Annotated in this window: 10 protein-coding genes; 7 read left to right on the top strand and 3 right to left on the bottom strand. The window is 38.8% G+C overall.

Annotation, left to right across the window (positions count from 1 at the left end):
* Positions 1–17: 17 nt before the first annotated feature.
* From K5G00_RS21625 to K5G00_RS21595, 7 genes are all read left to right on the top strand, one after another.
* The gene (locus K5G00_RS21625; RefSeq protein ID WP_238768416.1) at positions 18–2,720 is read left to right on the top strand and encodes a hypothetical protein; all 2,703 of its coding nucleotides are present in this window, start codon (positions 18–20) and stop codon (positions 2,718–2,720) included.
* A 43-nt stretch (positions 2,721–2,763) separates the two neighbouring features.
* Positions 2,764–4,581, top strand: a complete 1,818-nt coding sequence (locus K5G00_RS21620; protein ID WP_238768414.1) for a hypothetical protein — start codon at positions 2,764–2,766, stop codon at positions 4,579–4,581.
* Between the two features lie 802 nt (positions 4,582–5,383).
* The gene (locus K5G00_RS21615; RefSeq protein ID WP_238768412.1) at positions 5,384–5,908 is read left to right on the top strand and encodes an RNA polymerase sigma-70 factor; all 525 of its coding nucleotides are present in this window, start codon (positions 5,384–5,386) and stop codon (positions 5,906–5,908) included.
* A 58-nt stretch (positions 5,909–5,966) separates the two neighbouring features.
* The gene (locus K5G00_RS21610; RefSeq protein ID WP_238768410.1) at positions 5,967–6,941 is read left to right on the top strand and encodes a FecR family protein; all 975 of its coding nucleotides are present in this window, start codon (positions 5,967–5,969) and stop codon (positions 6,939–6,941) included.
* Between the two features lie 22 nt (positions 6,942–6,963).
* Positions 6,964–9,576, top strand: coding sequence for a TonB-dependent receptor (locus K5G00_RS21605; RefSeq protein WP_238768408.1), 2,613 nt, complete (start codon positions 6,964–6,966; stop codon positions 9,574–9,576).
* Between the two features lie 4 nt (positions 9,577–9,580).
* Entirely contained in the window at positions 9,581–10,444 is an 864-nt protein-coding gene (locus K5G00_RS21600) for a DUF4249 family protein (RefSeq protein ID WP_238768407.1), read from the top strand.
* 175 nt (positions 10,445–10,619) lie between these two features.
* Entirely contained in the window at positions 10,620–11,402 is a 783-nt protein-coding gene (locus K5G00_RS21595; RefSeq protein ID WP_238768405.1) for a TraB/GumN family protein, read from the top strand.
* A 289-nt stretch (positions 11,403–11,691) separates the two neighbouring features.
* Here the strand turns inward: K5G00_RS21595 and K5G00_RS21590 are convergent, their stop codons facing one another.
* The 3 genes from K5G00_RS21590 to K5G00_RS21580 all read right to left on the bottom strand — a co-directional run bounded on the left by K5G00_RS21590 (position 11,692) and on the right by K5G00_RS21580 (position 18,322).
* On the bottom strand, positions 11,692–13,953 hold the full coding sequence (locus tag K5G00_RS21590; protein WP_238768403.1) for a BACON domain-containing protein: 2,262 nt from the start codon (positions 13,951–13,953) through the stop codon (positions 11,692–11,694).
* 89 nt (positions 13,954–14,042) lie between these two features.
* The gene (locus K5G00_RS21585) at positions 14,043–15,458 is read right to left on the bottom strand and encodes an L-fucose/L-arabinose isomerase family protein (protein ID WP_238768401.1); all 1,416 of its coding nucleotides are present in this window, start codon (positions 15,456–15,458) and stop codon (positions 14,043–14,045) included.
* Between the two features lie 185 nt (positions 15,459–15,643).
* Positions 15,644–18,322 (bottom strand): family 78 glycoside hydrolase catalytic domain, encoded by a 2,679-nt coding sequence (locus K5G00_RS21580; protein WP_238768399.1) that lies wholly within the window; start codon positions 18,320–18,322, stop codon positions 15,644–15,646.
* Between the last annotated feature and the right edge of the window lie 29 nt (positions 18,323–18,351).

Here is an 18,351-nt window from a genome sequence, read left to right as displayed (position 1 = left end):
AAACATATTTACCAAATATGAAATCTAATTATTTCGTTATTTTATTGATTTCGTTATTATTTCAGGGAGTAGGGATAAGTAACGCACAAAAGCTGAATAGTTTTCATCCTCCTATTTCAAAAAATGAAGAACGGGTTCCCGTAAAAACAGAGATTCATAATAATGGCTACACCACACACTGGAGTGATACTTATCTGAATACTTTCCGATATGGGAACTTATTCAAAATGACTGTTCGTGACGTAAACCTTTCAATTAAACAAAGCAAAATTGACATTGCTGAAGAGTTGGGAATCATAGGCTTGAATTTGCAGGAAGGATTTATTAATGAATTGCTTTCTTCGGATACAAAAACAGTAAAAGAGCCATCGCTCAACGAAATGGAAACAACTCTGAAAAGTAATGATGTACTTGTTTTTGCTTCGCCCCATTCTGAAGTTGGTAAAAAATTATTGTCTCTTGCCGGCGACATTAACAGCTGGAAGAAAGATCTAACTGCACACCAGTTTAAATCGAACGACTGGCATCCAACTGATGTTTTCCGGTTGGAAAGCGGACAGCGAAAAATATTTGCAGTGATTTCGTCCGATACAGAGGCGTTCGAAAAATTGGAATCCGTTATTAAAAATATTCGTGAAATAGTAAGAACCTACGATTTCAGAAAAGGCTGGATGGGAATTGAAACATTGTACATGTCTGTTACTACTGATTTTGTGCATCCGATTGATGTTATTTCCCGGGGATTAAATGAAGGAAATTCCTGGTTTGTTTTTAGCGGTTACAACGAGTTCCGCGCGCTGGAAAAATACCAGTCGTGGATGGATGAAATTGGAAATCCGGCTTTTGTTGAAGCTGGTTCTTATGCGCCGGGATATGGACAACGAAATTTCGTTTTTGGCTGCGATAATTGGGACGGACTTCAGGAACAAGACATAAAACAACAAGGATATGTAGATTTTGTTAAAAAGAAAAACGGATATATTTTCCGCCAGGTATTTGACAATAAAGCTGACGAACACGATGTGTATGACGGCTACATTGTAAACGAAGGAAATAAAAAACAACTGGATAACCAGGAGCTTCCTTTTGTAAATCTTACTTCATCCTTTTCTGGTGGAGCAACGTCTTCAATGGTGTTGTTTCTTCCAAAAGGTGCTTATGTAAATAAAAAATCCATAATAAAAGCAATAAAAGAACGCCGAGAAGTAGCTGTTCTTCCACAAGGAAAAATCATTGGTGGAGACTATTTCAGACAAGCGATGCAAGTACTCGAACTTGACCGCATTTTCCTTGAAGATTATTTTGGAGATTATATAGATATTTATACCGAGACGAATGGCTCAGAAGTAAAAATAACCTTAACCAACTACTCAAATAAAGCCATTACCGGTAATTTGTCGCTTTCGTTGCCTTCAGCTTTGAAATTGGCAGAAAACGGGAAAGCAATTTCCCTACCTGCCAACAGTCAAAAAGAAGTGCGTTTCCCTGTTTCCATTGAAAAAGAAGCTATGGGAAAAACAAATCCTATTGGGATTGATTTTGTTTGGGATGGGAAGAAGAAATCGACTGTGACCATGCTGGATTTGCCACCTGCTATTTCTGTACCTCAATTGTTGTACGGACAAACGCCGGTTGTGCAATATCCGGTATCGGTTCACAATTTCACAAAAGAATCTTCTTTTCCTGTAAAAGTGCAGGTTTTCAAAACAGACAAACCCGGGAAAGCTGTTTTTGAAAAAATTCAGCAATGTGAAGTTGCGCCCGATACATACAAAGAGTTGGTGTTTGATATAAAAATCAAGGCAGGAAATTACAAGCTTGTTACAACGGCACTTGATTGTTCTTCAGAAACGCAGCTGGGCGTTGAAAAAGCACAAGGACAATCCACATTAACAACTGTTGATTTGAACGGTGATGGCGTGGATGAATACCAGATGGAAAACGACAAAGTTAAGGTGACACTGCTCACAATCGGAGCGCGTGTTATTGAATACATCGTAAAAAGTAAAGACGACAATGTACTTTTTAAATCATGGCCGGAAAAACCGGCAAATGAAAATCAGCCTTTCCGCGAACGGCATTATTATCCGTTTGGCGGATTTGAAGATTTTCTGGGGCAGCCCAGCATGGAAACACATAAAGTTTTTGATGCTGAGATCCTGAAAAGTGGAGGTACGAGCGTGAGTGTCAAAATGACTTCCGATTTTTATGGAAACCAAATCGAAAAAATATTTACACTTTATGGCGATTCACCTCTTCTTGAAGTGAAATTCAAACTTAATTTTACCAATAAAGAAACTGACATGTTCGGGCCGCAGCCTATTTTGGCGTTGGGAGCTGCGCACGATACTGTTGATGTGTTTATGGTTCCCGATGTGAAAGGTTTGTTGAAATACAGGATGAGAATGGACGAATATTACGGACAGATTTTCACCCTAACAGAAGGCTGGCAAGCCGGAAGAGATGAAAATGAAAACGTATTCTTTGTTGGCGCTTTTCCTGTTGATCAGCCCGATTTTTTGCACATGTGGATGAATCATCCGCGGAACTCAAGTACACGTCACTATTATGTTGAATTTCAACCCTGGATAAGAATCATTAAGAAAAATGCGATGTACTTTTCATATTATATGTGGGCAGATGAAGGAAATTGGGAAAAAGGCGTAGAAGCGTTGCGTGAGAGAAATCTGATAACAAAATCAAAAATAAACGTCGAATAACTTTTAAGAATTTGTTTAGAATTATTTAAAAAAACACCATACGATGAAACAAAAGATATCTTTTTTAATTCTTGCTTTTGTACTATTTGCCATGGGCAGCCAGGCAAAAAAGGAAGAGGCACAGCTTTCAATAAAAAGTATAAACCTCGACTATCCTTGTCCGGCAATTCCGTTTTATCATTTTTTTGCTGAGCTGGAATTGCCTGAAGCTTCGATAATTGAAGTAGAGGCAGAAGTAAACGGGAAAGTTTTGAGAAGCACTGATTTGTATCGCGAAAAAGATGTAATTGAAAAAGAATATCCGCCACTGTCTCATCGTCCGCCGTCGGGATATGGATTATCTCACGACGCCACCCTTTACAAAAATCCGAATGTAGTTGGATGGGTAAAGTGGGAACCCGGAAAAAAATACAACATAAAACTAACGGTAAGAATGAAGGAAGGCGTTGAAAATTCTTCTGATGATAAGTTTCTATCACAGACAGTAACACTTACTTCGCCCAACGACGCCAAAATTTTTGATACAGCTTGGAAAAATTACAAGTCGGTGGTGTTAAGCGAAACTGCCGGAATTGACAGAAAATCAGAAGCTGTGGAGGCGGTTGTTGCATTTTATCCGGATGAGGCTTTTGATTTAAAACGAGAGGTTCGGGTAGTAGAGTTCGATTCGAAAATCCATGCGGTTAAAGAAGTGCCTTGTCAGGTTTATGATTTACAAAAATACACCGAAGAAGATGATATGGCACCAGATGAAAATGGAAATCCGACACATGCGGTGCCACTTTGGTTTCCTACACTTAGCGCTCGCGTAGCATTCCTGGCCGATGTTCCGGCAAATACAAGTAAAGTGTATTTAATTTACTACAACAATGATAAAGCGCTGACGAAAGTTTATAATTCTAATTTGAAAGTTCAGGGTGAAATGCCCGGAATTAGTATAGACAATGGAGCTTTGACGGTTTCTTTGCACAATAATTCGGGGCACCTCGATCAACTTATGTTAAAAGATCGTCCTGATTTTCCATTGTTTCACCGTATGGAAACCAACGGCGCTGTTCACTGGAATCCCGGAATTTATTCTCCCCCACGCCCATGGACACATACTGCCGACTGGAACCCTCCAAAAAATATTAATCTCATTTCAGGACCAGTGGTTACTGTAGCCGAATTATGGGATAACCTGCGCGACATTCCCGAAGTTGACGCATCGGTTCGATATGAATTTCATCCGGATGTTCCATACATTATCACAACAACCAATATGCGCATCAACGAAACCATCAACTGCATTGCCTTACGAAATGGTGAGGTGGTTTTTAAACGAGAATTGATGACACACGCCGCCTGGTTCGACGCTGTAAGAAACAAAGTTATTACATACGATGTTACCGATATGCCTGACCTGACTGACCTTAAAATGGAAGACGACGTTCCATGGATCTCATTTTACAACAAAGACACACACATCGGTTTCGCAGGAATTCAGTTGTCATACGCCAACACCGGCATCGAATCGCGTGAACGCTTGTTAAATCCATACATGTACATCACCGGAGGTCCATGGATTTATTGGGCCCGTGCGCTGTCTCTGCCATTCCTTTCATCGAATATGCAACAAATGGTCCCGGCCATGAAAGGTAATTTCTTTACTGAAAAATGGGCTTACCTTGTTTTCGAAACAAAAGACGGAGAAGAGCCTTACCAACCTGTTTTAGATTGGAAAAAACGATTGACTCACCCTTTAAAAATTCATTTAGTGGAAGAAGTGGACAACCGTGTTTCCAAGTCGGTTCAGGAAATTTATATCGATGAAGGAAAAAGCGGCTGGGAAGAACGCGAAACCGGCAAACATCAAGAATAAAATAATCAAGAATACTTTAGAACAGAAGCTAAAAGCTTTTGGGGGCAAAAACAACGAAATAAGAATGTAAAGCCAAATAAAAATAACTCTCTTTCTTTATCCAAGGCTTGTTTTTTTAAAGTAAGAAATGCAGCCTGTGCAATCATTTACGTTTCTGCCGAAGGTTGATCTGAGAGAAATAAAATGCTCTGGTATGAAATGAGCCAGAGAGCTGCAGGTTTCGTTGATAGTGACAAGCAGAAAATTATAAAACTTTACGAGGAAATATTTCCTTTATAGTAATACACTTACAGGTGACAGGAAAAATGCCTCTAAACTACCTTGGATGTGAAGCAGCATCGAAACAAAAGACCTGATAATCAACCAAAATGGTTTAACATGAAAACAAAAGGTGCTTGTAAAAGAGGTTTAATAAAATTGTTTCTGCCATTTACGAACACAATTAAGGATAATATACCGTAAATGATTTGTTTTAAAAGTTAAAATATAATTACACAAAAAAGCAATGAGAGATTGTCGTTCTTTTTGCTTTTTAAACTCCTTTTTTATTTTTCTTTTTTGTGTATGGGCCTCAATACGCCATCGTAATCTTGAAACAAGAAGTTCAATATTTTTCCGAATAGGTTCATAAAAGTGGAAACATTATCAAAATGATAAAGTCTCCGCCTTTTGTTCGTATCCCCTACCCTTTCTTACTGAATCTGTTTCTCCTTCTGAGCTGCAAACTCAATTTTCCAAGTAACAAATACATATACTCTTATACATATACAACAATACTCTCATTTACATTTAAACAGAAAAAATGAAAATTACTGAATCTGAATTTCAGGAAATCTACAACAAATACTTCAAAGCGCTTTGTCTGGTTTCCTTCCGTTGTTTAAATAACAGGGATGAAGCTGAAGATGTGGTTCAGCAGGTTTTTCTTGATTTCTATGAACACATTGAAACAAAAACCATTCAGGGAGATGTGTACGCTTATTTAAAAAAAGCGGTTTATTACAAAAGTATTGATGTGATAAAAAAGGAAAAGTCGCAGAACAAATATTTTGAATCGCTGACAGCAACCGAAAACGTTGCTCACATGGAAAACCTCTTTGACAGCACCGAACTGGAAAAAACCATTTATGAAGTTGTTGATGAACTCCCTGAACAGTGTAGAGTTGTTTTTGTGAAAAGCCGGTATGAAGGAAAATCGAACAAAGAAATTGCTGCTGAGTATAACATTTCCGTTCGTACGGTGGAAGCACACATTTTCAAAGCTTTAAAGCGATTAAAAACAGCTCTGAAAGACCACCTGCTTCAACTTTTATTTACTTTTTTCTAAAAAAAATCAATTTTCGGGTAAGTAGTACCCGTCATTAATCCGACTAATAATTGAAAACATGAATAAAAACAGATTAAATATTAACGACCGTCAGTTATTTGAGTATTTAAATAGCACTGCAAGTGAAACCGAAATAAGGCAGGTAGAAGAATGGATAGGGCAAGGCAACGAACACAAACTGTATTTTGAAAAATTTAAAAAAAGTTTTGAGACTGCTGATTCCTACGAATGGTACCAGTCAATTAACGTTCAACAGAAGTGGGAAGAATTTAAAGTGCTTTCTGACAAACAAAAGCCTAAAAACAAGGTTCGTTTTCTCGCATCAAATTCATTAAAAATTGCCGCTTCTATTCTGTTGATTATAGCTGCCGGATATTTCATTTACTTTTTCACAAAACCGGCTACAATTACTTACGAATATGCTGAAATTAATCCGGCTGTAAAATTGCCTGACTCCTCCATAGTGTATTTGCAACCGGGGGCAAAATTAACAGTAAATAAAAGGTTTAACCGGGAAGCTCATCTTGAAGGAGAAGCATTTTTCAGTATTAGCAAAGACCCTCAGCATATTTTTATGCTTGGTTTAAACCAGTCACAGGTTCAGGTATTGGGAACTTCATTTAATGTAAAAGCAGGAGCTAAAATTGAAGTAAAATTATACGAAGGGAAAGTCAGGTTCCTGAGTGAAACAGATACCATAATTCTTCAACCTGGACAGGAAATAGCCTACAACACACAGAATAAGTCTGTTGTAAACGAACAATTTGATGACACAAAGACAAAGTTACAGTTTAGCGGTGTTTCATTCGGCAGCGTTTGCGAGCTATTGGAGAAAAAATTCCTGTATAAAATTCAGCTATCGGGAGAAATTACCGACGAAAAAGTAACCGGGCAGTTTACATCGGGTGAAAGTATTGATGAAATATTTCAGGTATTAAGCAAAACACTTGAATTCAGTTACAGCATAAACAACCGTTATATTACAATTAAAACAGAAACAATTAAGAATAAAAGTCCGGACGAAAACAATTGAAAGTCACGAAAACAATTAAACAATGATGAAAACAGATTACTTGAAAACAATGTTGCTCTTATTTCTTTTCCACTTGTCGGCAAAGGTGCACGCCCAAACCGACAGCATTGAAATAAGATTTGAAAATTCAACCAGGAGTATTGAGGAAATAATTCAAACGGTTCAGAACCAAACGCATTACTCTTTCATATATAAAACTGTTGATATTGAGCTAAAAAGGGAGGTTAAACTGCCAACTGCCAAAATTGAATTAAATCAGTTGCTAAAAAAAGCATTTCCCGAAAACAGGTTTGCCATTGAGGTTGAAAATCATTCCATAATCATAAAAAAGAAAATAACCGATTCTTCGCAAACCGAAAAGATAAGTAACTACTCGATCAGCGGATATATTACCAGCCAAAAAACCGGTGAAGCAATTATTGGCGCAACAGTAGTAGTCCCCAAAACATACAAAGGAACAGCAACAAATGCCTATGGGTTTTACTCTTTCACATTAAATAACTCCGAAACGCAGATTCAGGTTAGCAGCATCGGATTTAAAACAAAAAACATAACGATACCCAATGCTGATGACCAAACACTTGATATAAAACTGGAAGAAGAAAGCATTGCCATAAATGAAATTGAGGTAAAGGCAGAGGATAATACCCAGGCTTTGAGGTCGGTGAATATGAATACCAAACGCTTATCTACCCTCGATATTAAAGAAGTGCCAACACTTGCAGGCGAAGCCGATTTAATGAAAACAATACAACTGTTACCCGGTGTATCAACCAAAGGCGAAGGAGCAACCAACTTTAACGTACGCGGGGGATCTGCCGGACAAAACCTGATTTTACTCGATGAGGCAACCGTTTACAATCCTTCACATCTGATGGGATTCTTTTCGGTTTTTAATCCCGATGCAATTAACAGTTTAACATTCTACCGAAACGATTTCCCCGCCAATTATGGCAGCCGTCTTTCTTCTGTACTGGATATACAAATGAAAGAAGGGAATATGGAACGGTTCTCAGTTTCCGGTGGAATAGGCACTGTTTCGAGCAGGTTGATGCTGGAGGGCCCGCTGGTAAAAAACAAATCCTCATTTTTAATAACAGGAAGGCGGACTTACGCTGATTTATCATTCAGGCTTTCTGCAGATGAATACACCCGAAAATCAAAACTTTATTTTTATGATTATAACCTGAAAACCAATTATAAATTCAATGATAAAAACAGGATATTCCTTTCCGGTTATTTCGGTAAAGATGCGATAAAAATTACTCCGCTTAACTACCATATTTTTTGGGGAAATGCAACTGGTACTTTGCGCTGGAATCATATTTTTAACAGCCGTCTTTTTTTGAATAGCACACTGATTTACAGCAACTACAATTATGAAATAGATTTTCCCAGGGCAACAAATCCGGTGAATTGGGAAGCCGGCGTTTCTGATTTAAAAGCAAAAGTAGATTTTACGTGGTACCCAAATGCGCTGAATACGATAAAATTCGGGACCGAGTCTTCATTTAAAGACATAAATCCGGGAAGGCCCATTGATGAAAATTCGGTTTTTCAGGAAGTGCCACAGGCCAAAACCAACCTAAACAGCATTTATGTTTCGAATGAGCAAAAGGTAGGGCAGAAGCTTACAATGAGTTATGGGGTTAGATTAAACCAGTACAACCTGTTATCGCCTTATGAAGAATTAAGTTTTAATGGAAATGTATCGACCTCAAAACAATATAATTCAGGTATTGTAACAAACAAGTTTGGACTGGAGCCGCGGTTGGGATTAAGCTACCTGACAGGGAGAAATTCTTCTCTTAAATTTAACTACACCCGCACATTGCAATATTTACACCTGCTTTCAAATTCTGCAACATCATTTAGTGTACTCGATGTTTGGTATCCAACCAATAACAATATTGCACCTGCTTCCAGCGATAATTTCAGTATGGGCTGGTTTTTAAAGTTTGCCCAAAACAAATATCGTTTTACCAGCGAAGTTTATTACCGAAAACTCAATAATCAGCTTGATTTTGCCGACCATTCATTGTTGATTATGAACCGCAATGTTGAAAAATTGCTAAAGCCAGGGAAAGGTGAAGCGTACGGTTTAGAAGTATCATTGGAAAAAAATACAGGAAAGTTAACCGGGGCAGTTTCTTATTCTTATTCTCGAGTGTTTTATAAAATTCCAGAAATAAATGATGGTGACCGGTATCCTGCGGCACACGATCAACCACATCGGATTAACGTTAGTGGCGCCTGGCAACTTTCCAAACGTAGTTCGTTTTCTGCAAACTGGGTTTACAGTAGCGGTTACGCAACAACCCTGCCTGTGGAAACATTTGTTTATAACGATTACATTGTTCCGGTATATGGCAAAAAGAATAGCGACCGTATTCCGGATTATCACCGGCTGGATTTTGCATTTACGCTGAAGAACAAGGAAAAACCCAATCGAAATCGGGAAGGCAGCTGGGTATTCTCACTTTACAATGCCTACGGACGCTTAAATCCCCTTACAGTTTTTGTAGGGCCAAAAATGCAGGACGTTAATGTAGTGGAAGACCCCAATAAAATTGCCTATCAGAAATTTTCCCTGTTCTCGGTATTTCCAAGTGTAACGTATAATTTTAAATTTTAATTGGATGAAAAGAATATTATATATTTTCATATTGATACTTACCCAAATTTCATGTATAAATGAAATTGAATGGGAAGGCGCAGAAACATCTAGCAACAGTTTGGTTGTTGAGGGATTATTAACCGATGTTGAGCAGGAGCATATTGTTAAATTAAGCAGAACCTTACCTGTGGTGGGCAGTAAAAATCCTGAGATGGTCTCCGGTGCAGGGATAAGCATAACCGATGGAACAACAATCTTTGAATTAACAGAAAAGGAACCAGGAGTTTACGCGACAGATGATACTATAAAAGGTGAAGTCGGAAAAAGATATACTTTACATATTCAGGTTGATGGAGCGGATTATTATGCATCTGATTCCATGGTAGCTGCTCCGGTTATTCAGCCAATTGAATATGCCATTTCAGAGTTTAACGATGATTTCTACATGTTTACTTTGCGAGGTAATTTTGGATCTGCCGAACCATACAACTACAGAATGGTATACGAAATCCCTGAAGACGCATCAGCGTATTATCCATCCGGCTGGCAGGCACCAGATTGGTATACCAGGCGTATCTCGGAAAACAACTTTACTGTTTTAGATACAACCTATTTTATTCACGATGCTGTAGAGCCGGCTGCTTTGCTGATATATGGAGAACACAATCATAATGGGATTTTAAAAGGCTCAACTTTTACTGAATATTTCTATTCCATGAGCGATACCTACTATCATTTTGTAAGAGCAATGATGTCGGAAACCGAATGGCGCGGAGTTGGTGTTGTTGGTAGCATCCCGGCTGATGTACCCGGGAATATTTCCAATGGGGCCTACGGCTTTTTTGCTGTTTCGTCTGTTAAGACAATAGAAACTATAGTTGAGTGAAAAAGTCGATAGGTTTGTATATTGGGTCTTGAAACGAAGAATAGTCATGTAATTGGAAGTACACAAAATGAAAAGGAAATTGAGATTAACATTTTTATTTGTTTTTCTTTTTAGCACTTGTTTGGTCATTGGAAAGGAAAATACGAAGAAAGGCACATCGGATTTTAATACGGTATTGTTTAAGATTACTTCAGCCAAAAACCAAAAAATATCTTATATCTTCGGGACACATCACGCTTTTGGAAAACCTTTTTTTGACGCTTTGAAAAATGCAAATCAATGTCTGGCTGCCAGTGATTTATTGATAAAGGAAAATTTAAACATCCCGGGGCATTTAGCCGAAGACATCATAAACAAGCGGACAGATATAACAAAATGGAATAAATATTTGAATAAGGACGATCTGGCATATATAAAAAATATGTTTGCTACAAGCCCAACAGATTTTAACAAGATGACACCCGCTGAAATGTATGTTTTCTTAAACAGGTACTTCAAAGAACAAGTCTGCTTATCAAATAATGCCAACGGTACACACCAGTCATTAGATAATTATATTGGTTCCATAGCTGAGCAGTTGAACATAAAACAAATTGGACTGGAAACAACAGAAGCACAAATAGAGCTCATAAATAAGGACATTGAAGGAATGCCGGGAAGAATTCATAAAAAAAGGCTTTCAAGTGTCATCTATAGAATCAAATCCAAAGACACCAATGGCTGCGCCGAGATTGAATGGTACAAAAAAATGGAATTTGATTTTAGACTTGATCAACCTTGTCAAAATAATTTAATATTAGCGGATAGAAACAATAAATGGCTTAACGAAATAAAAGAACACTTACAAGAAAGTAACTGTTTCATTGTAGTTGGGTTAAGCCACTTAATGTTTAAATGCAGTTTAATAAATCAATTGCAAGATTTGGGATATGTAGTTGAACCTGTTAAGGTTAAGTAATTATCTTGTTTTCTTAAATCTATTTATTCAAGAGATATAATAAATTTACAACATCAAAAGTCCAACAGGAACGAGTAAAAATTTAATTTTATACGAGTTTGTTTTTGTAATGGATCTTTCATTAGCGCCTAAAACTATAGCTTTGAGGATACGGGAATTAATCACACATGTTCTGTAAAAATAATATCAGATGAGTATTTACTTACTATTGAGTTTGTTTCAAAAACAAACCAGAATAGTCCTAAATGCCCCCAGCCAAGTATTCGTTTTTTGTACCACATACCCTGCATTATTTTTTTTCCTGAAAAACCTCTATGTACACAGGGTCGATATTTGGGGCCTTTAAAGCAATCTTTGCCAGTCGCGGTTCGCCGGTCGTATTTTCTTTTATCTTCAGGTTTAGTCGACTAAACCTACCGCCCGTGTTAACTTCGCCCGAAACCCAACCGACAGGGCTTTCTACTGTACATGTTGTATTTGTAATTACAAACAAGGACGCGTCTGATTCCTTTGCTCCAACTTTAACCGATGGACTGCCCCAAATTTGTAACACTGGTTCTCCTTCATCCTGAGTAATACTTATTATTTGATCTTCAAATGAAGGAGATGAAATAGTCAGGACAGCCGATCGTTTTTCAACAGTCAGGTTTGGTGAAACCGTTACAACAACCTCATCGTTGTTAATTCCTGCTGTGGGATCGGTCGCTACCCAATCTTCCGAAGCAGAAATTTTCCAGGCTGTTTGTGAAGTAATTTCAAATGATTCAGAACTTTCTCTAAAACCAGACAGACTTAAATCTTTTTTTGAAATCTCAACCTCACTATTTCCTGATGCCTGACTAACTAACACAGCTACCTTTTTACCTTGTGCTTCAATTTCAAGGTGTGCAGACCGCCCTTTTCCGGTTTGATTTTGCTTTGCAGAAATTTCCACAAAAGCATTTCCTGATGCAGATTTTTTGTTCAAAACCACCCAGTCTGCATCCTTCTTTATTTTCCACTTTTTATTGGATTGGATATTAAGTTCAGTTGATTTTCCTCCTTCAGAAGCAAGCAAAACCACATCAGCAGAGGAAGATAATTCGGTAGCATCTATAAATTTTGATGCAAATTCAAAAAAAGCAGGCCAATCCGGTGCGTCAGTGTGTCCGCCGTCATGATAACGGTATCCCAACGTGCCTCCAATATAACCAACATCCACTTGTGGTTTGTCATCGTTCATCACCAGTCCTTTTTTACCCAGCAGTTCATAGGCAGGACTGGCGGCGGCAGCAGCTAAATATATTCCATAAGGATCCGACCACAAACTTTGATTTCCTCCATTTACAAAAACGGGGCGAGATGCACACATCGCTATAAGTGAATGCGCATCAACCGGACACTCTTCTATCTTCCGCGGAAGATATTGCCCCGGAATCAGTTCGCCGCACCACTGCAAAAAGTTACCAGCCATCCAGTGGTATTCCGATGGGGTGCCCGAATTCTCCAAATCCTGCCCCCAGTGTCGCCTGTTCATTTTTGTCCCCAAACTACCGGCATCACTTGGAAAGGCAATTGCGATACGCGGTTCAAAAGCGGTAGCGTATAATGTTCCTTTTCCGTATCGCGAATGACCGGTAAGCCCAATTGCTTTGCTATTCACTGTTGGGTCGGTTTCCAGGTAATCAATCAACCGGCTAATTCCCCAGGCCCAGGCTCCAATGGCTCCCCAGTCATCAGGTTTTCGCCAGTTTCCTTTATTTACCAGGCCAATTAAATAGCTTGTTAATCCAGCGCCATTGTCGGGCTGAACCGTATTCGGACTAAATGTACACACTCCCCATCCATGCGGAGCAACAATGTTCCAGTATTGTTCAGTTGAATTTCCAAATCCGCCAAAAACAATCATTACCGGAACCGGGCCTGTAGCGGTTGCCGGAGTTCGAAGTGTAGCTGTTATAACCGGTTTATCCCGAACTTCAGGATATTGCGAAATATCAATTTCCCCGGTAAGTTCTTTCTGAATATATTCCGTATTTCCTTTTCCTCCGGTTGTTTTCACCACATAAAATTTAACCGATGGTAATTTTTCTTCCGGCGGGAAGAATCCGTAAAGGCTACTTTGGAGGTCATGAGCAATTTCCGGCCTCTTCTTTTCCCACCATTCTTTTGCAGAAGTAATTTCTTCACCGCTATTCATTCTTAACAACGAAATTGGAGTATATTTCCCTACCCTGAAAGAATCTCTTCCCGGGAAAAAACCTTCGGAAGTATCATCGTAATTATCCCATAAGCCCCATGCCGAACGATTAAGATTGTGCCCGTTGTATGACCAGCTACCATCCGGATTGTTGGGATTTGACGGGACTGCACCTTTGGGCAAATTCGGGTCGTCTTTCCTTGGAGGAAGTTCCGGCAATGTTATTCCCATTTGAAGGAGCATTTGATTAAAATCCATTTCACGGGTAACATCTTCCGGAGGAAAATCAGGAAAAACCTCTTGTGATTTTGATTGAAAAAAAAGGATGCCAATCAAAAAAAAGGATGCGAAAATTTTCAGAAAATTATTCATAATTTATTTTGTTTAGTTTTCATTTTGAAACTTAATCAGCTAATTAAATCCTGATTATCATCGATTTATATTTTGCTTCTCATTAACATTTAGCAAATTTGAACGACGTTAATCTTTAATAACCGGCCAAGCTTTTCAATCTTATCAGCAATATGTCCGACGCCAATTGCACAATGATGTGCCGGCCCTTGCACAGACCATTGATTCATAAATTCTTTTGCGCCTATAGAAAAACGATAGCGACTATTGGTATTGCCAATTTGCAAAATTGGTCCTTCCTCCGCCTGGGCCTCTGCACATAACAGAAAAACTTCGTCTTTGCCTTCCACGACAGAAAGCAGGGTTACCGGGCCATTTTTAACATTCATCTGAATGGATAAGCCTTTGCCGGGTTTTCCGTGATATATGGGCAGCGGAACAAGTTTTACTTTTTCCTCTGAAATTAACGGGTGAGCCGGACCATCGTGACCAAGGTAAACAACATCGTCTTCAAAATCCATCAGATAAAATTCAGAAAAAGAGCCTCCTGCCCCAAATTCTGCCATTATTTTCATGGCTTGAGCGTTTTTCACCTCACACTCGCCCGCAACCGGGATGTTTTTCCCGGTAAGCAAAGTATTTCCTGCAATTACCGAGGTGACAATATTTTCGTATTCATTACCATCTTCTCCTTCGTAATAATACGCCATGGCTCCCAAATTGCGGGATTCAACCAACTTATCGAGTGCAACAGATGTTTTTGCAGCACGTTCGATTTCTGCAACTTCACATTCCTCGGAAACATCAAAAGTTTCGTTGAATTCTTCAATTTTCTTTGCTACCTCATCAGTACTAACCAAATCTCGGTATTTCTTTAGTTCGCACATTTCTATTAGCTCCATGTGGGTGCCAAATACAGCAGACTGTTTTGTAATGTCGGTATAAACATCGAGCATTCCGTTGTAATAGTGGCCCAATATCCCTAAGCGGTTATTGCGTAAAGCAGTAGCAACTTTAGCCGCCTCTAGCCATCCTTTTATTTCATTCCAGGCTTCATCATCATTCAGATAACCGGTTACCAGATTATAAGAAATACCTGCTCGGTTAAATACCGATGCGATTTCAGGAACCGAGCAAGCCTGACAGTGTTCTAACCAAACACCTGTCATTTTACCCCGATCTCCTAAACGGTTAAAAGCTTCATAATCTAACCGGGGAACGGGCTGAAGATTCAAAATCACCACCGGAACTTTTACTCTTTGAGCTATCGGCAGAACGGTTGATGATAACGCGTAAGTTGAAACATAGAGAAACACAACCTCAATATTTTGTGTTTGCAGAAACTCAGAGGCAGAACGAGCCTTTTCCGGGCTATCAACCATCCCCTCATCAACAACCTCTACTTCTGAGTCTTCGATCTTATTTTTTATTTGTTTTTGATAGTTTAGAAGATTATCCAGCAATCCATCAAACTGGTTCCAGTAGGTATTAAGACCAATACCCAAAAGTCCTATTTTAATTTTCATCTCATTATAATTATTCATTTCAAAAAGAACCCGGTGAAATACAACATAATTGTTTTGTTTGTGCTAAACGAATCAGGAAATGTCTTTTTCCATGTTCATTAAATTAGCCGTTGTTATTCTTTTAGCCATCTAACACGGTAAGAAAAAACGCATCATAAGGCCAATATATCTTATTTTATGCCCGACTAATTAATATGAGATTCAAATTTATATTTTCCTGACGGAACTAAAAAAACTGCGTAGGCGCCTTCCATTTTCATAAATTCCACTCCGGAATTTTTCTGAATTTTTAATCCACTTTCCGTAACATCACTGGCCTCATTCGCCGGGACATAAACCTTTGCCCGGGAATTCACCGGTATTCCCACATTCATCACAATGCGGCTACCATCATGTACCCAGTTATTTTTAATGGTACCATATAACGATTCAATTTTTGTGTTTGCATAAGCAAGATCCCCAGGGAATGCCGGTCTTATTATGAAATTCTTGTAACCGGGCTTTTCAGGATCACTGGAAATTCCCCCCAGGCCTTTGATAAACCAAGACGCAATTCCGGTATAACATGTATGGATTCTGCTGGGAACCTTTCCATTCCAATATTCAGGCCAAGTGGTTTCGCCATTGGCGAGGAAATATCCGTATGATGGTTGGCTGGTTTTAGAAAGATGATCGTAGAGAACATCATCCATATCTGCATTTTCAACCAAAAATTTTAATAACACAGGCACGCCCGAACTCCCCATATCCAGATAAGGATGTTCATTATGAATATCTTCTTTAAAATTAGCCAGCACGTCACTTTTTAGATTTTCAGGAGTTATGTCAGCTAACAGAGGGAAAGCTAGTTGTACCTGGCGTCCTTGCATATATATATTTGAGTCCGGTTTAAAGTAGCTTACCTGGATATTGTTTTTTAATAGATCAAGTTGATCTCCGTATTTTTTTACATCCTCATCGTTTCCTAAAATTTCAGCTATTTTTACAAAAGTTTGAAGATTATATGCATACACACAATTATTGAAATATATTGCTTCTTTTGAATTACCTCTTTCTGTTCTGAAATTGGGAGCCAACCAGTCGCCCAGGAATTTTCCCCAGTGCTCACTATATGGAGTCAACAAACCATCTTTTACATACAAAGACAAAAAATCCAGCCATTTTTTACTTGTTGTGTAAGACAAGTCTAATATTTTCTTATCGCCATAGATTTGATAAAATTCCCAGGATAAGTTTAACGGGGCGCTACTCCACATCGGGCCACCAAAATGCTCGTTAATTTGTGGTGCTGTATGGTTAATCCAGCCATTTTCTTCCTGAACATCACACCAGTCGCGAATAACTTTTGTGTATAATGCTCCTGCATTGTAGTTTGGCAGACCACACCCCCAAATGGTTGAAAAATTCTCTTCTCCGTATCCCAATCTTTCCCGGTGGGGGCAATCTGAAGTATAGCCCTCAGTTGTATTCGCTCTGAAAGTCCATAAGTCCGTTTCATAAATTTTGTTGAAAAGACTATCAGAACAGGAAAAATAGCCGGTTCTTTTTATATCAGTTCCGATCGCGTAAGCGGTAATATCTGATGCAATTGGCTTCTTTTTCAATCCTTCAATTGTAACAAACCTCCCGGCCATGTAATTAAACCGGTTTTCAAAAACCCCGACCGGTTTTCCATCGCTAACATAAAAACTCATCTGCTTACTATCCTGCACTGAAAGTGAATCGTCGTTTGTTCTGATATAAACCGTGTCTCCGGCAGAGAGATTAAACATTCTAATGTTCACCCAACCTGTAAAGTTTTTCCCAAAATCAATACGACAGGGATTTGAACCCGTAATTTGCTTTACATGCAGTGTATCAATAATACTCGTTGGTTCAATCATTTGGGCGGAAAGCTCAGCGGTAATATTTGCCTCGTCGGCAAGTGCCCAATTGCTGTCGTCAAAATCAGTTTTATTCCAGTTTTGAACATGCCGTGCCGCAACTATGGCTTCTCCACCATTGTCAGCGAACTCTGTTCCACCTGTATTTTCACTTGAACTTATTCCACAGCGCCAGCTTGTATCGGTACTTAAAATTACTTTTTGCCCGTCGCCTGAGTCTACTGACACTTGAGCTAAAATAGCAGGGTAAGTATTGAAATAACTATATCTTGCCCAACCGGGGCCAGTCCAAAAAGCAATGGTGTTTTCGCCTTTTTTCAGAAACTTGCTAATGTCATATGTTACGTATAAGATACGTTTATCGAGCCGGGTTAAAGTGGGAGCCAATAACCTTTGGGAATCAACTTTGTCACCATTTATATAAAGCTCGTGATAACCGGCCGATGCCACATAAATAAAACCTGAAGTAACAGGCTCATCCAGAGAAAAATTCTTCCGAAACCAAATATGCTTTTCCACTGGCGCTGACGGATGCTTTATCCATTCGCCTTTCCAGTCAGATGAGGACAACAATCCGAGCGTAAACTTTGCAGGTTTACTCCAATCACTTACAATGCCTTTTTTATCTTTTACACGAACTTTCCAGTAGCAAATATTCTCTGATTTTAATTTTTCTCCGGCATATGGTATTAATACAGAACCATCGGATTCTATCCAGCCACTATTCCATAAATCCGGATTATCTTTTGTAAGCAAAGACGGCTCAGAGGAAACCATTATCTGATAACCGGTTTGGTATTGTCCCCTAACATCATCGGCTTCTAAAAGCTTCCATGAAAACCGCGGAACCTGAACATCAATCCCGATCGGATTGGTTAGGTATTCGCACTGAAGATCTACAACTTTTATTTCGGCTTTAGCATTTAGTTGTGTTAATAATATTATTGTAGCAATTATTGCTTTCCAAAAATGAGTTATCATATGGCATTTGTTTAAAATATATCGAATTT

Origin of the sequence: Maribellus maritimus (assembly GCF_022267315.1) — a bacterium.
Lineage (GTDB): Bacteria > Bacteroidota > Bacteroidia > Bacteroidales > Prolixibacteraceae > Draconibacterium > Draconibacterium maritimum.
The sequence above is the reverse complement of the archived record's forward strand: the minus strand, read 5'-3'. Positions and strand labels throughout refer to the sequence as shown.

What these genes read in the sequence shown, in the direction of transcription:
- K5G00_RS21610 (WP_238768410.1), top strand. Translation starts at nt 5,967, where the DNA reads ATGAATAAAAACAGATTAAATATTAACGACCGTCAGTTATTTGAGTAT.
- K5G00_RS21590 (WP_238768403.1), bottom strand. Translation starts at nt 13,953, where the DNA reads ATGAATAATTTTCTGAAAATTTTCGCATCCTTTTTTTTGATTGGCATC.
- K5G00_RS21615 (WP_238768412.1), top strand. Translation starts at nt 5,384, where the DNA reads ATGAAAATTACTGAATCTGAATTTCAGGAAATCTACAACAAATACTTC.
- K5G00_RS21600 (WP_238768407.1), top strand. Translation starts at nt 9,581, where the DNA reads ATGAAAAGAATATTATATATTTTCATATTGATACTTACCCAAATTTCA.
- K5G00_RS21580 (WP_238768399.1), bottom strand. Translation starts at nt 18,322, where the DNA reads ATGATAACTCATTTTTGGAAAGCAATAATTGCTACAATAATATTATTA.
- K5G00_RS21625 (WP_238768416.1), top strand. Translation starts at nt 18, where the DNA reads ATGAAATCTAATTATTTCGTTATTTTATTGATTTCGTTATTATTTCAG.
- K5G00_RS21605 (WP_238768408.1), top strand. Translation starts at nt 6,964, where the DNA reads ATGATGAAAACAGATTACTTGAAAACAATGTTGCTCTTATTTCTTTTC.
- K5G00_RS21620 (WP_238768414.1), top strand. Translation starts at nt 2,764, where the DNA reads ATGAAACAAAAGATATCTTTTTTAATTCTTGCTTTTGTACTATTTGCC.
- K5G00_RS21585 (WP_238768401.1), bottom strand. Translation starts at nt 15,458, where the DNA reads ATGAAAATTAAAATAGGACTTTTGGGTATTGGTCTTAATACCTACTGG.